The organism is Crocinitomicaceae bacterium (assembly GCA_016708105.1).
Lineage (GTDB): Bacteria > Bacteroidota > Bacteroidia > Flavobacteriales_D > Crocinitomicaceae > JADJGJ01.
In genome coordinates this window covers 166,829-187,184 of sequence record JADJGJ010000001.1, presented here as the reverse complement: position 1 = coordinate 187,184, position 20,356 = coordinate 166,829, and the positions used below count along the sequence as shown (strand labels likewise).

The following is a 20,356-nucleotide window of genomic DNA, read 5'->3' as shown; positions in this document are numbered from 1 at the left end:
AGTTATTCTAACCCACCTCTGCCACCTCCGGTAGTTGTTCCTCCTCCACCTCGGTTTGGATCAGTTGTTGTGCCACCACCCTTGTTTGGATCAGTTGTTGTGCCACCACCCTTATTTGGATCTGTTGTCGTTCCTCCACCCTTGTTTGGATCCGTTGTTGTTCCACCACCTTTGTTTGGATCTGTCGTTGTGCCTCCACCTTTGTTTGGATCCGTTGTCGTGCCTCCACCTTTATTTGGATCTGTTGTCGTTCCACCACCTTTGTTTGGGTCAGTTGTTGTTCCTCCACCTTTATTTGGATCTGTTGTCGTTCCACCACCTTTGTTTGGGTCAGTTGTTGTTCCTCCACCTTTATTTGGATCTGTTGTCGTTCCACCACCATTATTTTGATTTCCGTCACGTTGTGGATTGCTCACTTCAGTGTAGGTTATAGTATAGGAAGTAGACGCAGTTTTATCTCCGTTAACCACATCTACTTTTACGGTATTTGCTCCTGATCGCAATGTCAAAACTGCGGTGATTTGTTGACTTGAACTACTGTATGTAAAACCGGTGAAACTTGTTCCGTTAAACGTAATTTTGATATCAGATTTTGAACTGACATTGCTTACGCTTGCTTTAAACATATAGGTTGAACTTGTCACTGTTTCGCTGCTTGATGCAGGTGCAATCATGCCAATAACCGGTTGCTCATATACCGGACGGGTATTTCCATCTGTTCCATTATTCGTTCCGCCATCATTATTGGTGTCTATGTTTTGATTGCCATCACGACCTGGATTTACCACATTGCTGTAGGTAATTGTCCAAGTTGAACTAGCAGATTTATCTGCATTGACTGCATCAAGTTTTACAGTGTTTGCTCCTGAGTTCAATGTGAGTACTGCAGTAACTTCTCCTGTTGATGTGCTATAAGTAAATCCGGTTACAGCTGATCCGTTCAGATACAATTTGATGTCTGATTTTGAAACAACGTTGGTCACTTTCGCTTTGAACATATACGTGCTGCTGCTCACTGTTTCTGTTTGCCCGGCAGGTGCAATCGGACTAATTACAGGTTGCGTTGATCTGCCATCAACATTATTGGTATTGTTGGTTGTTGATGCAGTGTAGTTAATAGTATAAGATGCTGTTGATGTTTGATTGCCATTCACCGCAGTAACTGCAACCACGTTAGCACCTTGAACTAAATTCATTGTTCCACTTAACTCACGGGTTGATAAATTGTAAGAGAAACCGCTTGCCGCACTTCCGTTTACCGTTACTGTAATATCTTCTCCGGCATTTACATTATTTATTCCTAATCTGAAATTAAATTGTGGATTAGTTACTTCAATTGAAGTTTTTGCAGGAGCAATATTTGTAAATGTTGGTTTTTGAAATACCTCTCCGGTTTGTTGTCCGCCGGCACTTTTTGGATTCATTGGTGCAGGACAATTTTGATCATCACTGAAGGTAACTAACATGACCGCATCTTGATAATCTACTCCAACATCACCAACGTGACGCAACTCAAATAAATAAATTACATCATTTGGTCCAATGGTAACTACACCATCACTATTAATATATCCAGCTAAAAAAGCATCCAATGATTGTTGTCCTTGTGCCGGATCAAAACTTGGCGCAATGTCTCCGTTTTTCAAAACATACACCCATTCACTGCCTGAATTAGAAACAAGCGTATTTGTCCAGTTTTGATTAGCATTAGTACAAATTGCTTTAATCACAACATTTGATCCTGCAGGAGTATTCACGGATACTTGTTCACCACCGGCAATGTTGTTGTCGTTTGCAAAACCATACCAGCTTGATCCGCCGTTGAGGCTGAATTGTATCTTCACATACGCTTCCTGTGAATTATTGTATACCACTGATTCTCCAAGACAAGTGATCGTAGCGCAAGCAGTTTCATTCACGGTAACTCCCCCGTTGTTTTGAATATCAAAGTCAATATTGTCGTCACCCGACTCAGGAGTGTAATTGACAACCAGATTACCTGAAGCACTACTGCATCCATTTGCTGTAATGGCTATTGTATTATTACCTGAAGCAAGTGTAAGTGTTGCACTCAATTGATCTGATCCGGTATTATAAGATGCTGAAACCGGTTGACCATTTAAGGTAACTGAAATATTTGAAGGATTATCAATATTAGAAACAGAGGCAGTTAAATTATAATTCTCAGCCGTTGCAGTTGTTGATGAAGTAAATGAAATCACCGGTGCATCACAAGGTGCCGCTTCGCATGGACTTGTTGGGCGATTTCCTCCATTACCATAAACCGGTTCAGTGTCTGATTGAATACAAACTTCCCAATGACCCATTGCAGCAGGATTATCATTTGCAACAGTCACAGTTAAATTTCCTGTAAACAAATAGTATTGACCAACACTGATTGGATAAACCTGACCATTCACAAATGCATCTCCGCCACCGGCAATTGGTTTACAGAATAAACTTGTTGCTGGTCCTGAATAAGTGAAATAATTATCATTAGCAAGATTATCGCGCGTATAGGTTGCACCCGGTGTAACAAGACAGAATTCCCATGATGAATTTCCAGGATTAATTCTAGTTCCGCAATCTGGTGCATCATAGTTCACGGTGAACGAACCGCTAACAACTTCACATCCGTTAGCAGTAATTTGAATCGTATTATTTCCGTCAGTCAAAACAAGATTTGCTGTTAATACATCTGTACCGGTACTATACGTTGCCGTTACCGGGCTTCCGTTCAACAATACTGAAATAGCCGCAGGATTATCAATGTTTGTGATACTTGCGGTGAGGGTATAATTATCATCCGTTGAATTTGCCGATGAATTGAATGTAATTACCGGCGGATTGCATGGCGGTGGAGCCGGCGTATAGGTAACCGTAAATACTCCGCTTGCAACTTCACATCCATTAGCCGTAACTGAAATAGTATTCACTCCGGCCGTTAAACTGATGTTGGCCGTTAACAAATCACTTGTTGTATTGTAACTTGATGTAACCGGCACTCCATTTAATGTCACTGAAATATCAGATGGATTATCAATATTGGTAACTGTTGCCTGAAGTGAATAGGTTTCATTGTCAACAGTGTTTGATGAACTGAAACTAATAACCGGAGCAAGACATGGTGCCGGCGCATTATAGGTAATTTGATAAGTAATGGTTTCAGAACTGCAATCATTCACCAGATTTACAGTAATCGTATTCAAGCCTGGTTGAAGTATTAATCCTGCAACGCTTACTTGATTACTACTGAAATTGAATGGCACAGCATTTCCATTTAAAAACACGGTTACATTACTTTCTGCAGGTACGTTCAATGTATTCAAACTGATCTGGTATGATTCATTAGTTACTGTTGCAGAATTTGAATTAGGTGCTGCCAACGTGTAAGAAATCGGATTACATGGAATGTTGTAAACAATAGTTTGATTTGAGCTTACTGATTCGCAACCGTTCACTTGTATAACAACAGTATTAGATCCAACTTGCAAACTGAATTGTACTGTAAGAACATGACTGCCGGCATTGAAATCAAAATTCACCGATGTGCCATTAACCAACACCTGAATATCACTTGCATTATTGATATTGTATACTTGTGCAGACAACGCGTACAATGGGTCATTCACTGTTGTATTGGTAGAAGTGATGTTTACAATTGGCGTTTCACACTGATCTGATTCAATGGTATATGTAATTGTTTCAGAGCTGCACTGATTTGAAATTGTAATTACCAAAGTATTTGCACCTGCATTCAAATTCAATCCAGACAAAGTAATGACACCTGACGAATAATTAAACGGAACATTATTTCCATTCAATGAAGCTGCGATGTCAGAAGAAGAATTCACATTTGCTACTCCTAAAGATATGTCTGTTGTTGCACCATTTACCAAGGTGTTCAACTGCGCAGGCGCTTGCAAACTATAAGTAACAGGGTAACATGGAACCGTGTAAACAACCTGTATTGTTTCCGTTGCACTTGCACAAGTATTTGCTGCAAGAACAATCGTGTTGTTGCCTTCATTCAGGGTGAGATTTGCGGTAACAAGACCACCTGCAAAATTAAATGGTACTGTGGTTCCGTTCACGGTAAGTTGTAATTGACCCGCAGAGGTAACGTGCTCAGTAAGGGCCGTAAAATTGTATGAAGCGCTTGATGAATTTGCACTGTTAGATGAAAGATTAATTACCGGTGTGTTGCAATTGTTATAAGTAATGGTATATGTTACTGTTTCATTACTGCATGAATTTGACATATTCACTACCACGGTATTGTTACCCGGATTAAGCGCAAGACCATTCACGCTGATAACATCATTCAAGTATGTAAACGGAACCGAGGCACCGTTGAGACTTACCGTGATATTAGATGCGTTTGCATTTTGTGCATACAGTTCAATGGCGTAATTTCCATCAGCAACAGAAACCGAATTAGTAGCAGGAGTACCTAAAGTAAAACTAATTGGCACGCATGGAATCGTATATGTTACGTTAAATGTCTGTGAGGTGTTTTGACAACCGTTTGCCTGAATGTTGATTGTATTCGATCCTTCATTCAATGTACACTCAGCATTTATTTCACCGCTGGTTGAATTGAAAATAAAAGGCACCGGTGCACCATTCACAAGCACAACGATGTCTGATTGTAAAGTAATATTTGTGACAGAAGCATTAAATGAATAAACCGGCGTTGTAACCGCTGTTGCATTGCTGCCTAATGAGATTACCGGCGGCACACAACCGTTGTATTGAATAGTATAGGTTGTGGTTTCGGCACTGCACGCATTGGTTGTGTTCACCACAATTGTGTTGCTTCCATTCACAAGAGTTAATCCATTGATTGAAATCATTCCACTACCTGCATCAAAACTAAATGGCACAGCAACTCCGTTCATGGTTACTGAAATTTGTCCGGCATTATCAACTTGTTGTGCTTGTAATATCACAGCATAAGCCGCCTCAGTTACAACCTGAGAATTAGTAGATGGCTGAACTAAATTGATCACGATGTTTTGACATGGTATCACATAATTCACCGTGATAGTTTCACTTGCATTTTGACATCCGTTAACTTGAATGGTTATAGTATTTGAACCTTCATTCAAGGAAATGTTAGATGATAAAGATCCATTCACTTCATTAAAATCAAAGCCAACACTTGAACCATTTACAAGCAATGATACGTTGGCTTGCCCGTTTGAATTCAATACCTGCGCCGTGAAAGGGAGCACTGCTGAATTAACAGTTGCCCCGTTTGCAATACTTGTGATGGTGATTGACGGTGCTATACATCCATTATACTGTATTGCATAGCTTGCTGAAGTTGAACTGCAATCATTGGTTAAATTAATTACCAAGTTGTTCATGCCGTTTACAAGGTTCAATACCGGAATGCTAATATTACCTGACACTGCATCAAAATTGAAGCTGACATTTGCCCCATTCAGTGTGGCATTTATTTGCGAAGCATTAATGGTTCCGTTAACGTGCAATATCAATCCGTTATATGTTTGATCAGTTACGGTGATTGCCGATGTAGCAGGATTTACCAAACTATACGTAATAGGCTCACACGGGATAATACGAGTTACAGTTATTTGTTCACTTGCATTACCACATGGTGTATTTGCTGAAAGTGCAATTGCATTTGTACCTACTTCTAAATTGAGTACCGCTGTAAGTATTTGGGTCACATCATTGTAATCAAAACTTTGTGAAACTCCATTAAACACTAAAATGATATCAGCCGCCGATGCATTATTTACCGTTGCTGTAAATGTCACCGCAGTGTTAGTTGTTGAACTTGAATTAGTCGGAGTAACGTTTGAAATAATCGGTGCATTACATACTTCACGCACGATATTAAATACACACACCGCATTACCGCAAGTGTTAGAAACTGAAATCAAAATAGTATTATTTCCAATTGCAAGATTTGCATTGGTGATAGAAATTAATCCCGTACCGGCATCAAATGTAAATGGCACTGATGAACCATTTACAGTAACACTAATATTAGATGAACTTGCAACTTCAGTACTGATTGCAGAAACGCTGATGTTGCTGTTTTGAGTTGTGATAGATGATGGTCCGTTTGCTGTTACGGTTGGATCATCACAAGGTGCACTTGGCTCTTGATAATTCAACGTAAAGGTTGCCATATTAGTTCCGCAGTTATTTGTTACAATAACTTTAATTGAATTGGAACCGGGATTTAACGTAGTTGATTTTGAAGCAATAGATGTACCCGCGTTGTATGTCATGTAACCCTGACTAACGCCATTCACCAGAAGTTCAACTGTGGTGCCTGTTGAGTAATTATTTATTTGTGCATCAATAGTTACACCGGCAGTGGTCACAGTAGAATACGGAACCGGAGAAATATATCCAACCGTTGGAATAACGCACGGAATAGCAGGTTCATCATACGTAACAAGGGCAAGTGCTTCATCATATCCATCTGCATTGGTGACAGAAATTTCAAAAATATTATTCCCGTCTAGCAAAGATGCATTGTAAATAACCTGATAGGTTGAAGTGAGTGTATAAGATGCATCAGGAATAACAGATCCATTCATTTTGAAAACAATCTGAGATTTTGATGTGATATTGGTGGTATTAGCCATTACGGTATAAGCCTGAATGGTGCTCATGTAAGGGCTCACCGGAGGATTGACAAAAACAACTGTTGGCGGCGCAGGTTGAACCGGTTTTTGGTAAATAATAATTCTTGTATCGGTATCAGTGCCCGCAGTGTTTGTTCCGGTAATTTGAATTGTATTGCTGCCTTCATTCAGAATCAAAGGCAAATTCAAAATTTTTGTAGAGGTGTTAAAAGAGAAAGCACCGGTTGAATTTCCATTTACAATGACTGCAATATCAGATGCAGATGCAACATTTAACACACTTGCAACCAGATCAACATAGGGTGAATTGAACACCATGTTATCAGTTGCCGGATACGTAATGTTAACTACCGGCGGCGCTTGTGTAATTAGTTTCTTGTATATAATAGTGGTAGATTCAATATCAATACCTGCTGTGTTTACCCCTTTAATTTCAATCACGTTTGCACCCTCTTGCAATGCTGTGGTGAATGTCATTAATTGTGATGATGTACTGTAGGTGAATGCTGTTGACACAACTCCATTTATTTTCAATGTAATGTCTGATGCACCTGATACATTTTCAACTTTTGCTATTACGTTGTAAGTTGAAACATACACCACAGTTGGGTCACTCGCCGGATCAAGGAAAGTAACAATAGGTGGTTTAGGTGCTTGAGGTTTTGCATAGATAATGGTTGTTGATTCAATATCCATACCCGCGGTGTTTACGGCTTTAATGGTTACATAATTTGCACCCTCCAATAAATCAGTATTCAGCAGCAATTCTTTGGTGGTGATATTATATGAAAAATTAGTGGTTGTTGCTCCATTCACGGTAACCGTAATATCAGACTGACCTGCAACATTCAATACTGTTGCCAGCACATTGATATTGCTTGAATTGTGTGTATATGGATCAACAGACGGGAAAACATAAGTAACAACCGGTGGCTGCAGGGTAGCAGGTTTTGTATAAATGATGGTAGCTGTTTTACTATCACTACCGGCGTTATTGGTTGCAGTTACCGTTATAGTATTTGAACCTTCAATCAAATTTAAACTTGCACTCACTAAGTGTGATGAAGAATTAAATGAAAAACCAGGAACATAAGTACCATTAAAATAAACCTGAATTTGTGACTGCATGTCAACATTCAATACCGTGGATGTCATATTGAATACTGCATCAGAAGTATTGTATGGTGAATATGGCGGATTAGTAATTGTTACAATAGGCGGTGCCTGAACCGGAACATCATATTGGTAAATAATAATGGTAGTTTCATAATCAGAACCCGCATCATTCCATGCAGAAATTTCAAACAAATTCTGACCAGGATTCAAAACAACTACACTGTAAAATTCATCACTGTATGGATCATAACTGAAATTACTGTTGACATTTCCGTTTTGTTTGAATGTAATATTTGCTTTGCCGTCAACATGGTGCACTCTGGCGCGAATAGTAAATTGATTCCATGATGTAGTGTAAGGGCTAGAACCCGGATCATAAATTTCAATGATTGGTTTTTGCGCGGGTTGTTGCACAATGTCATTGTGATCAGTATCGGTATCAAAATTATCGACATGGGTGTCTGATACATAACCGTCTCCGCCCCAAAGGTGAAATTTGAATCCTAAAGAAGTATAATGGTAAACATCATTTTTTGGTGATGGAATTCCGTTCATTGTATTAGGCATACCGTCAAACCAATCAGTGCGGGTCCATGTCATTTTATGTTCAAAACCAAAAGCAACAGCAGGTGCAATTTGATACGAGATACCAAATCCAAAACTTGGCATCCATGCCCATTCAAAATCACTGTCAGTACCAATTAAATCAGTTTCAAAATCATTGTCTTGAAATGAATGCAAATTTGATTGCGTAAATGAACCAGCGGTATTATAATCATAAATTGAATTTGAGAAAAAATCATTCTGATACAAATCTGTTTTTACATGATAACCCGTTGCACCAATTCCGCCAAAGAGCGATAAATTCCATCCCGTGCGTTCACGCAAGCGATTAGTGTTTAATACCAACTCTAATGAAAAACGCGTTAATGTGGTTCTGAAATTTGGAATAAAATATCCAATAGAATCCTCATATTCATTCAGCGTGGTGCCATAGTGAAACAAGCCCTGAGAAGATGTTGAATCAAGGTTGTATGGATCAACACTCTGCCCTGCAACAAAGGCGTGCAGAAAGCGTGCGCGCACATCCCAACTGAAAACTTTACCGGGATGCATACCAATGGATTTTCCAATGGTGAAACCGTATCCGCCACGATAACGAATAGGTACTTCAGTTTGGGTTTGGAAAGTTGCCCCACCATTAATTCCCATAAACCAGCGTGAGTCACGATCATAATTCACATAATTCTGTGACCAGGTTGAGAACGATGTTAAGAAGGCCAGTACAATCAGCGTAAAAATTCTTTTCATAAAATCTGTATTTCTTGTTGTACACCGGATAACGAACGAGGTAAAAACCAATGAATGATGAGGTTCGGCTATGCGGGGTAGTTATTTATCTGCGGTGCTTATTGCAGTTTTCGTACCAAAGTTATAAAAACGGCATGAACTCTGGCTTTCAGATTAGGGATTCATTTAATGATATCGTTAATTTTTTGCTAAAACTTGTAGTAACCTGAGTTTAGATAGCAGGTATTGATTTAAAAACGCCATACCCAATGATGAATTTACAGCCTAAAAGGAATAATTATTTTCTTTGGTACGATTTGCACCTGCATTTTAAACAAATAATAATAGGCTTGCCAATTATTGATGATCAATAACTTGTTGGATTTCACAGAGAGATTTGTAATAACCACCTGCTGCAATAAGTTGTGCATGCGTACCTTGTTCTACAATTTCACCTTTGCGAAGAACGATGATATGATCAGCATTTTTGATAGTGCTAAGACGATGCGCAATAACCAGTGAAGTGCGATTTTTCATTAGTTGATCTAGGGCTGCCTGCACCAATTTTTCAGATTCAGTATCAAGCGCTGAAGTAGCCTCATCTAAAATCATGATGGGTGCATTGGTTAAAACGGCGCGCGCAATACAAATGCGTTGTTTTTGTCCGCCTGATAATTTATTGCCGCGGTCACCAACCTGGGTGTTGTACCCGTTTTCAAAAGCGGTGATAAATTCATGCGCATTGGCAACTTTAGCGGCAGCAATAATATCTTCATCACTAGCGTCAGGACGACCGAAGGCAATATTATTGCGGATGCTATCATTGAACAAAATAGATTCTTGGGTGACCATACTCATGAGTGAGCGCACATCTTTTTTCAGCATCTGGCGCACATCAGTTCCGTCAATTTTCACTGCGCCTGATTGCACATCATAAAAACGTGGTATGAGATCAGAAATGGTTGACTTACCACTGCCTGATTCACCCACCAAAGCAAGCGTTTTTCCCTTAGGTAATGTAAATGATATGTTTTTTAAAACCGGCTCATCAGCATATGCGAAATTTACCTCTTGAAATGAAATTTCATGTTCAAATGAATTTTTTGAAATTGGTTTTTCAGGATCTTTTATGGTGTCAGTTACATCAAGCACTTGGTTGATTCTATCAATACTTGCTGAGCCTTTGCTCAATGCTGCCATGCCACTTGCAATACCGCTCACCGGGCGCAGCAGTTGAGAGAATACGATGATAAAAGCAATAAATTCATCACCTGTCATACCGGTGGAACCACCGTGTTGTTCAAGAATTATTTTACCGCCATAATAGACAATGGCTATTAAAACAGATGCTCCTAAAAATTCATTCAATGGTGATGCAAGATCTCTTTTTCTGAAGGTGCGGGTAATTAAATTTTGGTGATGATTATTTTCTTTTTCTAATCTTTTTTCAGATGTTTTTTCAGCGTTGAATGCTTTTATGATACGCACACCGCCGAGCGATTCTTCAATAACAGAAAGTACTTGTCCCATTTGAGCCTGACCTTTGGCTGATGTGCGTTTTAAACTTTTGCCAATACGTGAAATAAAAAATGCACTCACCGGCATAAGAATAAGTGAAAACAAGGTGAGTTCAGCACTCCAATAAAAGAGAATGGTTAATGCAATGGCTATTGAAATAGGCTCTCTGAATATCATTTCAAGCACATATACCACGGCTACTTCAATTTCATTCAAATCAGACGTCATACGGGCAAGCAGGTTCCCTTTTTTTTCTTCAGAATAATAAGACAAGGGTAGATGAATGGCTTTGCCAAAAAGTTGTTTTCTGAGATCACGCACAACCGCCATGCGCAGGTATGACTGATACCAAATGGCACCGTAACGGGTGAGGTTTTTTAGAAAAAACGCCATGAGCACTGCCATGCAAATAAATGCAAGTGCGCCGCCTTTACCGTGCACCTCAATGAAGTCAGCCTGCAGGTATTCAAAATAATCTTTAAAATATTCAATGAAGCCTTCACGCGTTTCCCAATTTGGTTTTACAATAGTTTCAAGTTTATCAGCGCTATCTTCTTTAAAAATTAATTCAAGAAAAGGAACAAACAATACAAGTGATAAAAGATTAAAAATGGCAAACAGAAAATTAAACATGATAACCATGAGGGCATGACTGCGATAAGCAAAAGCCAGTTTAAATATTTGCGAGAAACCTTTCACAAGCCAAAGTTAATTTGAATTTTGAGCTTATTCCATATTGAATATACATTTTAGTTTTCCAGTAGCCGCAGGTCGCGACCTGCGCCTACTGGATGACCTACTTGCGCCTACCCGAAAGACCCTGCCAGCGATTGCAGCGGTTAGCTTTCTATTCACTATTGCGATAAAAGAGGATGTCATGATTTGATTAATTTATGTAAATTTACGTTGTGGAAGAACAGGGATTCATAGAAGTTAAAATAGAAGGTGTAGTTGGAAAGAAACGACTAAAGCCCAACGATATTGATATTTCTGAAATTAAAGAAATAATTAACGATGTTGAAACTTTTTTATATCCGACAAGGAATGAAAAGGCTGAACGACCACATATTTCTTACAAGCTTGAGGAGGGATCAGCCAGAAATGTTTTTTATCTTCCAATTTCAGCAGTGTTACTTTTTAACGGTATTACAGCAGAAATTAAAAACAGGGGCAATGTAGATTTTTTAGACAACAAAAGAGCAGAAATTATTGACAAATTTCAACGCAAAGCAGCTGAAAACAATCTTGAAATTTCATTTTTAAGCTCATCATTTACAGAACCTATTTTAATCATCAATAAAGAGACTTCATATTTTAGAGTTGCAGCAACCTATATTGAAACTGAGTTTATTTTGTACGGTAAGATCAATGAAGAGGGCGGAAATAATCCTAATTTTCACTTATTAACTAAAGAATATGGTAAATTAATTATCAGTGCAACAGAGCAACAACTATTAGAAGGAGAGAAGCGATTGTTCAAAATTTATGGCGTACGAGCAAAAGGCAAGCAAAATCTTGAAGATGGAAAACCGTTTGATTTAAAACTTATTGATTATATAACTTATAATCCAAACTACAACGAGCATAAATTAGATCTATTGATAAATCGAGCTTCAGTTGTATGGAACCCTGTAACTAATGTGGATTTGTGGTTGAAACAAATACGGGGAGGTGCAAATGGATAGTATTCTACTTGACACATCATTCTGTATAAGACTGCTCAAAAACAATGATCCTTTGCATCAAAATGCAAAGGATTATTTCAAGTATTTTCTTGAAAAGAAAATTGATATGTACTTGTCAACGATTGTTATTGCAGAATATTCAGTTAAGGACGATGCTAACAACTTGCCAATAGAATTTGTTAAGATTATTCCGTTCGATTTTTTTGATGGAAAAACCGCAGGTGAATTCCACGCTATATTGATTGATAACAAAAAACAAGTAGCCAATATAGAACGAAATGTTATCAAGGATGATTGCAAACTGATTGCTCAAATATACAACAGGGGAATAGATGGCTACATAACAAAGGATAAAAAATCATTTGGGCAAATAATGCGTCCAATTCAAGATGCAAGAGAATATTCAATTGAATTACTTGATATGGAAATTCCATTGAATGTTTATAATGGAGAACTTTTTTAATGCGGAATACTCAACCCCTGCCAGCGATTGCAGCGGATAGCTTGCGTGTTTGATTTTTTTGTGAAGCGATTTGTTGATGAGCGACCAAGGGAAGCTACTTCAACAAATACAGCTGAACAGAAAAGCAAATGCGCAACTAAGAGCGGAAAGCGCGCCCGGGCAGCCTGAAAATTTTTTATATCACACAAATGACCTGATTCAAAAGCGAGCTGAAAGTTTGATTTTTGGTTAACCAATGGGTGTGACATTAAGCTGATTGAACTACGGCGCAGAATACGTACTTTTGCACCATGGGTTCAATTAGACAGCAGAAATTTGAGGCGCTTATTCAACAAGAATTCAGCACCTATTTCAGAGAAGAGTCACGCACGGTGTGCAAGGGTGCAATGGTTACTGCCACTGCCGTGAGAGTTGCGCCTGACTTGTCATTTGCAAAAGTTTTTTTAAGCATTTTTGGTGTGCCTGACCGAAAAGTGGTGTTTGATAATATTAACCACCACAAACCTCAAATAAGGTATGAGATGGGAAAACGCCTGGGGAAAACGCTGCGAAAAATTCCGGAATTTGCATTTGAGATAGATGACTCACTGGATTATTCAGAAAAAATAGACAAACTGTTGAAGGGAAAATGAACGCCTCATTTTTCATAGCCAAACGTTACCTGTTTTCAAAGAAAACGCACAATGCCATTAATATTATTTCAACCATATCAGTGGTGGGCATTGCTATTTCAACTATGGCACTAGTTATAGTGCTGTCAGCCTTTAACGGACTTGAACATTTTGTGATGGAGATTAACAGTGCGTATGAGCAGGATATACGCATTGAATCAGTCAAAACAAAAAGCTTTAGCCGTGATTACGTTCCGCCTACAATTTATGAAGTGGATGGTTTAGTTAACAGCACAGAGGTGATTGAAGAAATTGTGATTCTTAAAAATGAAGAGCAATTTATTATTGGCTTGATGAAAGGTGTTGAACCGCCTTTTATTGCAATGAGTGAAATGGAAGATCACTTGCAAGATGGGGAAGCTTTGTTGGAAGATGAATTTGGAGAATTGGGCATAATTGGTGTTGGCGCTTTGATAAATTTAGCCGGTTACATTACTCAACAAGATATACCGTATGATGTAATTACCATTTATGTACCTAACAAAAATGAAAAAATAAAAACCGGAAGTATTGATGGATTTACGACATCAAAAATTTCAATTGCCGGTGCATTTGCGTTTAATAACCGTGTTGATGAAAGTGTGCTGGTGGTTCCGCTGGCTTTTGCTGAAGAGGTGCTAAACTTTAATAATGAAATTAGCGCAATTGAAATGCAGTTTGAAGAGGGAACTGACCTGGAGTCAAAAAAATTAGAACTGTCAGCCTTACTAGGTAAAGGATTTAAAGTGCGTACGCATTTTGAACAAAACCAATTGATTTACCAAACCAGCCAGATGGAAAAATGGTTGATTGTTTTGTTTTTGACTTTTATATTTTTTATGGTAACGTTTACTTTGGTTTCATCCATCACAATGCTGGTGCTTGAGAAGAGAAATAATTTACAAACCATAAGGGCCATGGGCGCTACAAAAATTCAGTTAGTGCGCATATTTTTTTATGAAGGATTATTGATAAACTTTTTTGGGCTGGCACTGGGGCTAGGACTTGGTTATGGTATTTGTTTTTTACAACAAACATTTGGCTTTGTTATGTTGGATGAAGAATTGCAAGAAATTTTTCCGGTTTATTTTGAACTGACTGATTTGATTTTAATTTTGAGCATTACCTGCGTGCTGGGTGCATTGGTATCTTATTTACCAAGCAAATTTTTGATTAGGCAGGTGGTGGAATGATAGGGCCATTGCCTACTGTAGAGATACGGTAATTCTTGTGAAAATACTATAGCAGATGACAACCAGTTGTTTTCAATGAAACAAAAATAATCAGGTAATGTAATATTGCTTAATTTTATCAAAACGAACAAGCATTAAAACTATAAACCCCATGAACGCGAGAAAATTTTTGCTATTTACATTAACCCTTTTAGCAGGGACAACATTTGCGCAAAGTACATCAAACCGATTGCCACAAGACAGACTAACGGAAGACTTGCTGTGGAAATTAAAACGCATAGGTGAGATTGCTGTTTCACCTGATTACTCTACCGTGGCGTTTACCTTGCGCGAATATAACGTGGCAGAAAATTCATCAGAAAGCAATATTTATTTGGTACCCGTTGCGGGTGGAATCATTAGTCAACTTACAACTACAAAAGGCACTGAGTACAATATTACCTGGGCTAAAGACGGCAAATCAATTTTCTATATTGCAAAAGCTGAACAGGGAATGAATATTTTTTCAATTAGTACAGATGGCAAGATAACACAACAAGTTTCATTCATTGCTGACGGAATAAGCGGTTATAAATTATCAGCAGATCAAACCTTGCTGGTGTATTCAAAAGATGTAAAAACAGAAAAATACACGGGTGCAGAAATACATACGGACATGCCTGAATCAAACGTGCGTATTTATGAAGATTTGATGTACCGCCATTGGAGTGAGTGGGAGGACGGCATAAGATCACATGTGTTTTTTTCACCCTTAGTAGATGGTAAAGTTCAGGCAGAAGGGACCGATATAATGAGCGGTGAAATTTTTGATTGTCCGCTAAAACCTATGGGCGGAATTGAACATTTTACTATTTCACCTGACAACAAAACTATTTTGTATGTGTGCAAAAAATTTTCAGGAAAAGAATTTGCTACCAGTACCAACTCTGACATTTACGCCTATGACATTGCAGCAAAAACTACCACTAATTTATCAGAAGGCATGAAAGGCTATGATGTTGACCCTGCCTACGCTGCCGACGGCTCTAAAATTGCTTGGCTGAGCATGAAAACAGATGGTTATGAAGCTGATAAAAATGATATTGTAGTATATGATTTAACTACTAAACAAATTACCAATTTAACTGCCGGTTTTGATTTAACAGTGAGTGCTTTTTGCTGGTCACCTAAGGGAGATAAAATGTATTTCAAATCAGTAACTGAAGCAACATTTCAGTTATTTGAATATGATATGAAATCAAAACAATCAAAACAACTTACCACCGGAGATCATGACTATACCTCAATTTCATTTGCCGGTGATTATTTAATTGGCGGAAGACAAAACATGAATCATCCATTGGATATTTACAAAGTATCATTGAAAAAAGGTGAACAAACAGCCATTACCGATGTGAACAAAGAAATTTATGACAAGATAAAAACCGGACCTATAGAAAAAAGATGGATAACCACCACCGATGGAAAAAAAGAATTGGTGTGGATTATTTATCCGCCAGATTTTGATAAAACAAAAAAATATCCGGCATTACTTTATTGCCAGGGTGGACCACAAAGTGCGGTGTCACAATTTTTTTCATACCGTTGGAATTTTCAGTTAATGGCTGCACATGGTTATATTGTCATTGCACCAAACCGGAGAGGCTTGCCGGGATTTGGACAAGAGTGGAACGACGCCATACGTGAAGACTGGGGAGGACAACCTATTGAAGATTATTTGGCAGCGGTAGATGAAATGAAAAAAGAACCCTATATCAATGCAGATAAAATTGGTGCCGTTGGTGCAAGTTATGGAGGTTACTCAGTTTACTATCTTGCAGGCGTGCATGAAAACCGTTTCAAGTGTTTTATATCTCACTGCGGATTATTCAATTTAGAAAGTTGGTATGGTACAACTGAAGAATTATTTTTTGCAAACAGTGATATTGGTGGTGAATATTATAATGTGAAATTGACACAAGAATATATTGACAATTCACCTCACCGCAAAGTAGAAAACTGGAACACGCCTATGCTAATTTTTCATGGTGAGCAAGACTTTCGTGTTCCGCTTAACCAAGGCCTTGAAGCCTTTCAGGCATTGCAACTCAAAGGCATTGAAAGTAAACTCATTTTGTTTCCGGATGAAAATCACTTTGTATTGCAACCGCAAAATGCCATCATTTGGCATCGTGAATTTTATGCGTGGTTAGATAAGCACTTGAAATAGACCCCATCAACGCATTTGATTGGTTATAGGTTGATTTTGAAGAACACTTTCAGGCCTCGCACTTTTGCAGATATTGTTGTCATGCAAAGGCTTATAACCAACCTAAGCCGTGATTTTTGACAAAAATTCAATATCTTTGAAATATGTTGGCGCCTTTTATTTCAAATAATTTAGTAGAAATTATTTCACTTTGTCGAAAACATGGTGTTAAATCAGTTTCTCTTTTTGGCTCTGCCGCAAAAAATTCTATGCATGACAGTAGTGATGTCGATTTTTTAGTTGAATTTTCAGAAGAAATACCTCTAATCGACTACGCAGATAATTACTTCTCACTAAAGGAACATTTGGAAAAAATAACCGGCCGACAAATTGATCTTCTCAATGTAAAAACTCTAAAAAACCCAGTGCTGAAGGAAGAGATTTATAAGTCAAAAATTGACTTGTATGCGGCCTGAAATACTGAAATATATCCTGAATATCGAATCTGTTATTCAAGAGATTGAATCAATCAAGACAACTTCATCTAATGATTTCTCTATTTTTCAAAAGGATATCGTTCTTCAACGCGCCGTTGAGAGAGATTTGGAAATAATTGGTGAAGCTTTACGAAAATTATTTTCCTATAAGCCATCTATTCAAATCACTTTTGCCAAGAAAATTATTGGTATACGAAATATCATAGCACACGCATATGATTCGGTTGATTGTGAACTCATTTTGTCAATTATTCAAAAAGACATTCCCATACTTTCAAATGAAATTAAATTAATCCGCAAGAATGGATAATAAATAACTGGGAACAAAGAATTATTTTTATAGTTTATTTCTAAACAAATTGAGGCAACAATTCATTCAACATTTAATTCATGTCAATAAAAATCGGATACAATAAACTCATCGTTTCACTGCCCGTTGCGCTGGCTGTTCTGATTGGTGTACTTGCCTATTTGGCTGAGCAAAAAGGATACAAAACTACGGGTGAAACCTGGTTCATTGTGATTGCATTGCTGGTGCTCAGTTTACCTATGTATTTTTTACCTTATATCGTGGTTACAGAAAATGAAATATGGGTGAACAATCAATTTGGTATGCCGCGGCGAAGAGCAAAATTCAACTCAGCAGACGATATAAAATTTGAACATGGCAACATCATGGTGCATGCAAATGATTTTGATAGAAAATTGCACTACAGCAAAATTCTTGTTGATGGAAAAGCACTGCTGAAATTTAAGAAAATGCTTGAGCAGAAACAGGCAAAATTAGATTGATAAAAACAAAAAACCGGATGCCACTCCCGACACCCGGTTTTAAAAACCTGAGAACTTCTAAAAAACAGGTTTTAAAATTTAATCATAGAGCTTAATTAGTCCATCACGTGAAAACCTTTGCTCGATGAGGCAATATTCCCGGCTGAATCTATGGCTTCAATTGCAACTGTGAAATTGGCCATGGTGGTTGTCAGATTAGTGACAATAGAATCTTTTACAAAAAATTCTTTGGCATCGTTCATATCCATTCTATGTAAATAAATTGAATCTATGGTGGTATTCTTCACGGTCAATTCAACTGACTTCAATTTTGTCTCATCATTTACTTTGAAATCAATGATCACTTTTTGACTAGTGCCATATAAAGATTCAATTGTTGTTAGGTAGGTAATCACGGGATCCGTTGTATCGGCAACCGGTTCAACCGGATCTTCAGGTTTTTCTTTTGCGCAACTTGTAACAATAAATATTGATGCGATAAACATGATAGTACCGTAGTAGATTTTTTTTGTTGAGTTCATATTCAATTTATTTTAATTTTATTTCCTAATTATTTTCTGCTCCCTGAGCAATCCATTGATATATTTTATTGATTTCATATTCGGGCATTAAGCCTGATGGCGGCATGGCTGACAATGAGCCTGTGATGTGCTTATACAGATTCCCTGTTTCAATACTCACCGTATCAATATATGGCGCACTAAAACCTTCATCCCAAAGTTGTTCATACGAACAGCATGACAACAAATTCAATTTTGCGTGTGATGCATTATGACAAGCGGTGCAATAGGTATTGAAAATTGGTTGGATATCATTTGCATAACTTAGATCAATAGTATCAATGCTATTATCCATATCAGGATAAAATGGTCCTTCATCTTTATTACATGATTGCGTGAGTAAAGAAATACTCATCAGCACGATTATTTGAAAGTAGATTACTTTTTTCATAAACATTAATTATCAAGCGCACCTTGCGCAATCCAGGTATAGATGGTGTCAATTTTTCCTTGAGAAAGTTTGGGTCCGCCTTGCGGCATTAATTCATATTCTCCGGTGAGATGTAAATAAAGATTAGATGTTGCCGGCGCCATAGGCATTACATAGGGTGCGCTGCTTCCGTTAGTTAATAATTGATCATACGCCACCGGAGGACGAAGATCTAATTTTGGATGTTCCATATTGTGACACATCATCACACAATTGCCGGTAAAAATGGGTTTAACATCTGTCCAAAAACTGATGGTATAACTATACTCGGTTGGTGCGGGAATAGAATCTTGCACATCCGGTACCGTGTCATTCACCGGTGGAATAAATTTTACAAATGGCCCCTCATCTTTTGCGCATGAAAAAAACATCACTGCAATTGCAAATAGACTAGTAATTTTTAGCTGAAATTTTTTCATAAACTTGATTGAGAAGATTTTTTATTCCAGAAAGATCTTTTCAAATTGAACCCAATCAGAAATTCACCTGCTGCAATATTTACAGAGCTTATTGTGTAAATGTGAGATTCCAGAATACGTGGAGCATTGCTAATAAAAATTTGAAAACTATGCCCTACTGTACCAAATTCAACACCTAAAGAAAATGGATCATAAAATTTTGCTTCCCCTCTATTATTGAATACATAAGCATACTCAGCAACAATGGCTGATGAGAAACCTAGTTTATACCGTGCACCGGCAGATAATACCAAAGTGAAATTATCAGTATAAGGATCAGCCAGATTTTCATAAATAAAAATAGGACTCAACTGAACTGAAAATTTATCTGTGATTTTTGATGAAAAAATTAATTGTGAATTGTACGACAACCGATGTGACGGTTTGTACACAAACACCGTTGTATCATCTTCAAAATAGGCATTAGCCGGAACAGCAGGAAACCTTTCAGTACGATACGCTGCATTGAAATAAAAAGCAATATTGAAAGGCATTCTGAAATTAGTTGTTTGTCTTGCAATGAGATATTTCAATTCCAGATCATACGTTTTTAAATGATTGGTGCGACCAATATCCAGCGCAAGACGATCACCCAATGTCCAGCCAAAAGAAAAGCGAATCACTGAAGGTAAATCCAAACCCAGAAATTGTTGCGTGATAGATGAATCTAAGCCAATTTTTCCAAAGCGATGCTGAATACCAAAACGCCATGTTCCTGCTGCAGGAATAACAGCAGTTTGTGAATTGATGAGTTGTGAACTTCCAAAAACTTGTTCAGCAAATTCTTTCTCTGAATCCTCTTGAGCGACAATGTTTCCATTCAGAAAAATTATCATCATGACAACAAGGATTCGTAAAGTATAAATGTGTTTTTTCATATTCTC

14 protein-coding genes are annotated in these 20,356 nt (G+C 37.8%); 8 read left to right on the top strand and 6 right to left on the bottom strand.

What is annotated here, in order from left to right; all coding sequences use genetic code 11:
• Window positions 1-2: 2 nt before the first annotated feature.
• Together IPH66_00745 and IPH66_00740 are read right to left on the bottom strand one after the other, a co-directional pair.
• Window positions 3-9,059 carry a hypothetical protein gene (locus tag IPH66_00745; protein ID MBK7127880.1) on the bottom strand — a complete coding sequence of 3,019 codons (9,057 nt, stop codon included), beginning with the start codon at window positions 9,057-9,059 and terminating at the stop codon, window positions 3-5.
• 336 nt (window positions 9,060-9,395) lie between these two features.
• The gene (locus tag IPH66_00740; GenBank protein MBK7127879.1) at window positions 9,396-11,255 is read right to left on the bottom strand and encodes an ABC transporter ATP-binding protein; all 1,860 of its coding nucleotides are present in this window, start codon (window positions 11,253-11,255) and stop codon (window positions 9,396-9,398) included.
• Window positions 11,256-11,464: 209 nt separating this feature from the next.
• Between IPH66_00740 and IPH66_00735 the strand changes: the two genes are divergently transcribed.
• The 8 genes from IPH66_00735 to IPH66_00700 all read left to right on the top strand — a co-directional run bounded on the left by IPH66_00735 (window position 11,465) and on the right by IPH66_00700 (window position 18,024).
• Window positions 11,465-12,241, top strand: coding sequence for a hypothetical protein (locus tag IPH66_00735; protein ID MBK7127878.1), 777 nt, complete (start codon window positions 11,465-11,467; stop codon window positions 12,239-12,241).
• A 52-nt stretch (window positions 12,242-12,293) separates the two neighbouring features.
• Entirely contained in the window at window positions 12,294-12,704 is a 411-nt protein-coding gene (locus tag IPH66_00730) for a hypothetical protein (protein ID MBK7127877.1), read from the top strand.
• A gap of 290 nt (window positions 12,705-12,994) precedes the next feature.
• Complete coding sequence (gene rbfA / locus IPH66_00725) at window positions 12,995-13,336, top strand: 30S ribosome-binding factor RbfA (GenBank protein ID MBK7127876.1); 342 nt, start codon at window positions 12,995-12,997, stop codon at window positions 13,334-13,336.
• Window positions 13,333-14,547, top strand: a complete 1,215-nt coding sequence (locus IPH66_00720) for an ABC transporter permease (protein ID MBK7127875.1) — start codon at window positions 13,333-13,335, stop codon at window positions 14,545-14,547. Before rbfA ends, IPH66_00720 begins: the two co-directional genes overlap by 4 nt.
• Before the next feature lie 151 nt (window positions 14,548-14,698).
• Entirely contained in the window at window positions 14,699-16,756 is a 2,058-nt protein-coding gene (locus tag IPH66_00715; GenBank protein ID MBK7127874.1) for a S9 family peptidase, read from the top strand.
• Window positions 16,757-16,899: 143 nt separating this feature from the next.
• Window positions 16,900-17,211, top strand: coding sequence for a nucleotidyltransferase domain-containing protein (locus IPH66_00710; protein MBK7127873.1), 312 nt, complete (start codon window positions 16,900-16,902; stop codon window positions 17,209-17,211).
• On the top strand, window positions 17,201-17,542 hold the full coding sequence (locus IPH66_00705; protein MBK7127872.1) for a DUF86 domain-containing protein: 342 nt from the start codon (window positions 17,201-17,203) through the stop codon (window positions 17,540-17,542). Before IPH66_00710 ends, IPH66_00705 begins: the two co-directional genes overlap by 11 nt.
• An 80-nt stretch (window positions 17,543-17,622) precedes the next feature.
• Window positions 17,623-18,024 carry a hypothetical protein gene (locus IPH66_00700; protein MBK7127871.1) on the top strand — a complete coding sequence of 134 codons (402 nt, stop codon included), beginning with the start codon at window positions 17,623-17,625 and terminating at the stop codon, window positions 18,022-18,024.
• A 95-nt stretch (window positions 18,025-18,119) separates the two neighbouring features.
• On the opposite strand, the gene IPH66_00695 is transcribed toward IPH66_00700, so the two are convergent.
• The 4 genes from IPH66_00695 to IPH66_00680 are packed head-to-tail and all read right to left on the bottom strand — an operon-like array spanning window position 18,120 to window position 20,350.
• A complete protein-coding gene (locus IPH66_00695; protein ID MBK7127870.1) occupies window positions 18,120-18,545 on the bottom strand; it encodes a hypothetical protein in 426 nt (141 codons plus the stop codon).
• Between the two features lie 25 nt (window positions 18,546-18,570).
• Window positions 18,571-18,975 (bottom strand): c-type cytochrome, encoded by a 405-nt coding sequence (locus IPH66_00690; GenBank protein ID MBK7127869.1) that lies wholly within the window; start codon window positions 18,973-18,975, stop codon window positions 18,571-18,573.
• 5 nt (window positions 18,976-18,980) lie between these two features.
• Window positions 18,981-19,433, bottom strand: coding sequence for a hypothetical protein (locus IPH66_00685; protein ID MBK7127868.1), 453 nt, complete (start codon window positions 19,431-19,433; stop codon window positions 18,981-18,983).
• Complete coding sequence (locus tag IPH66_00680; GenBank protein ID MBK7127867.1) at window positions 19,430-20,350, bottom strand: hypothetical protein; 921 nt, start codon at window positions 20,348-20,350, stop codon at window positions 19,430-19,432. Before IPH66_00680 ends, IPH66_00685 begins: the two co-directional genes overlap by 4 nt.
• Between the last annotated feature and the right edge of the window lie 6 nt (window positions 20,351-20,356).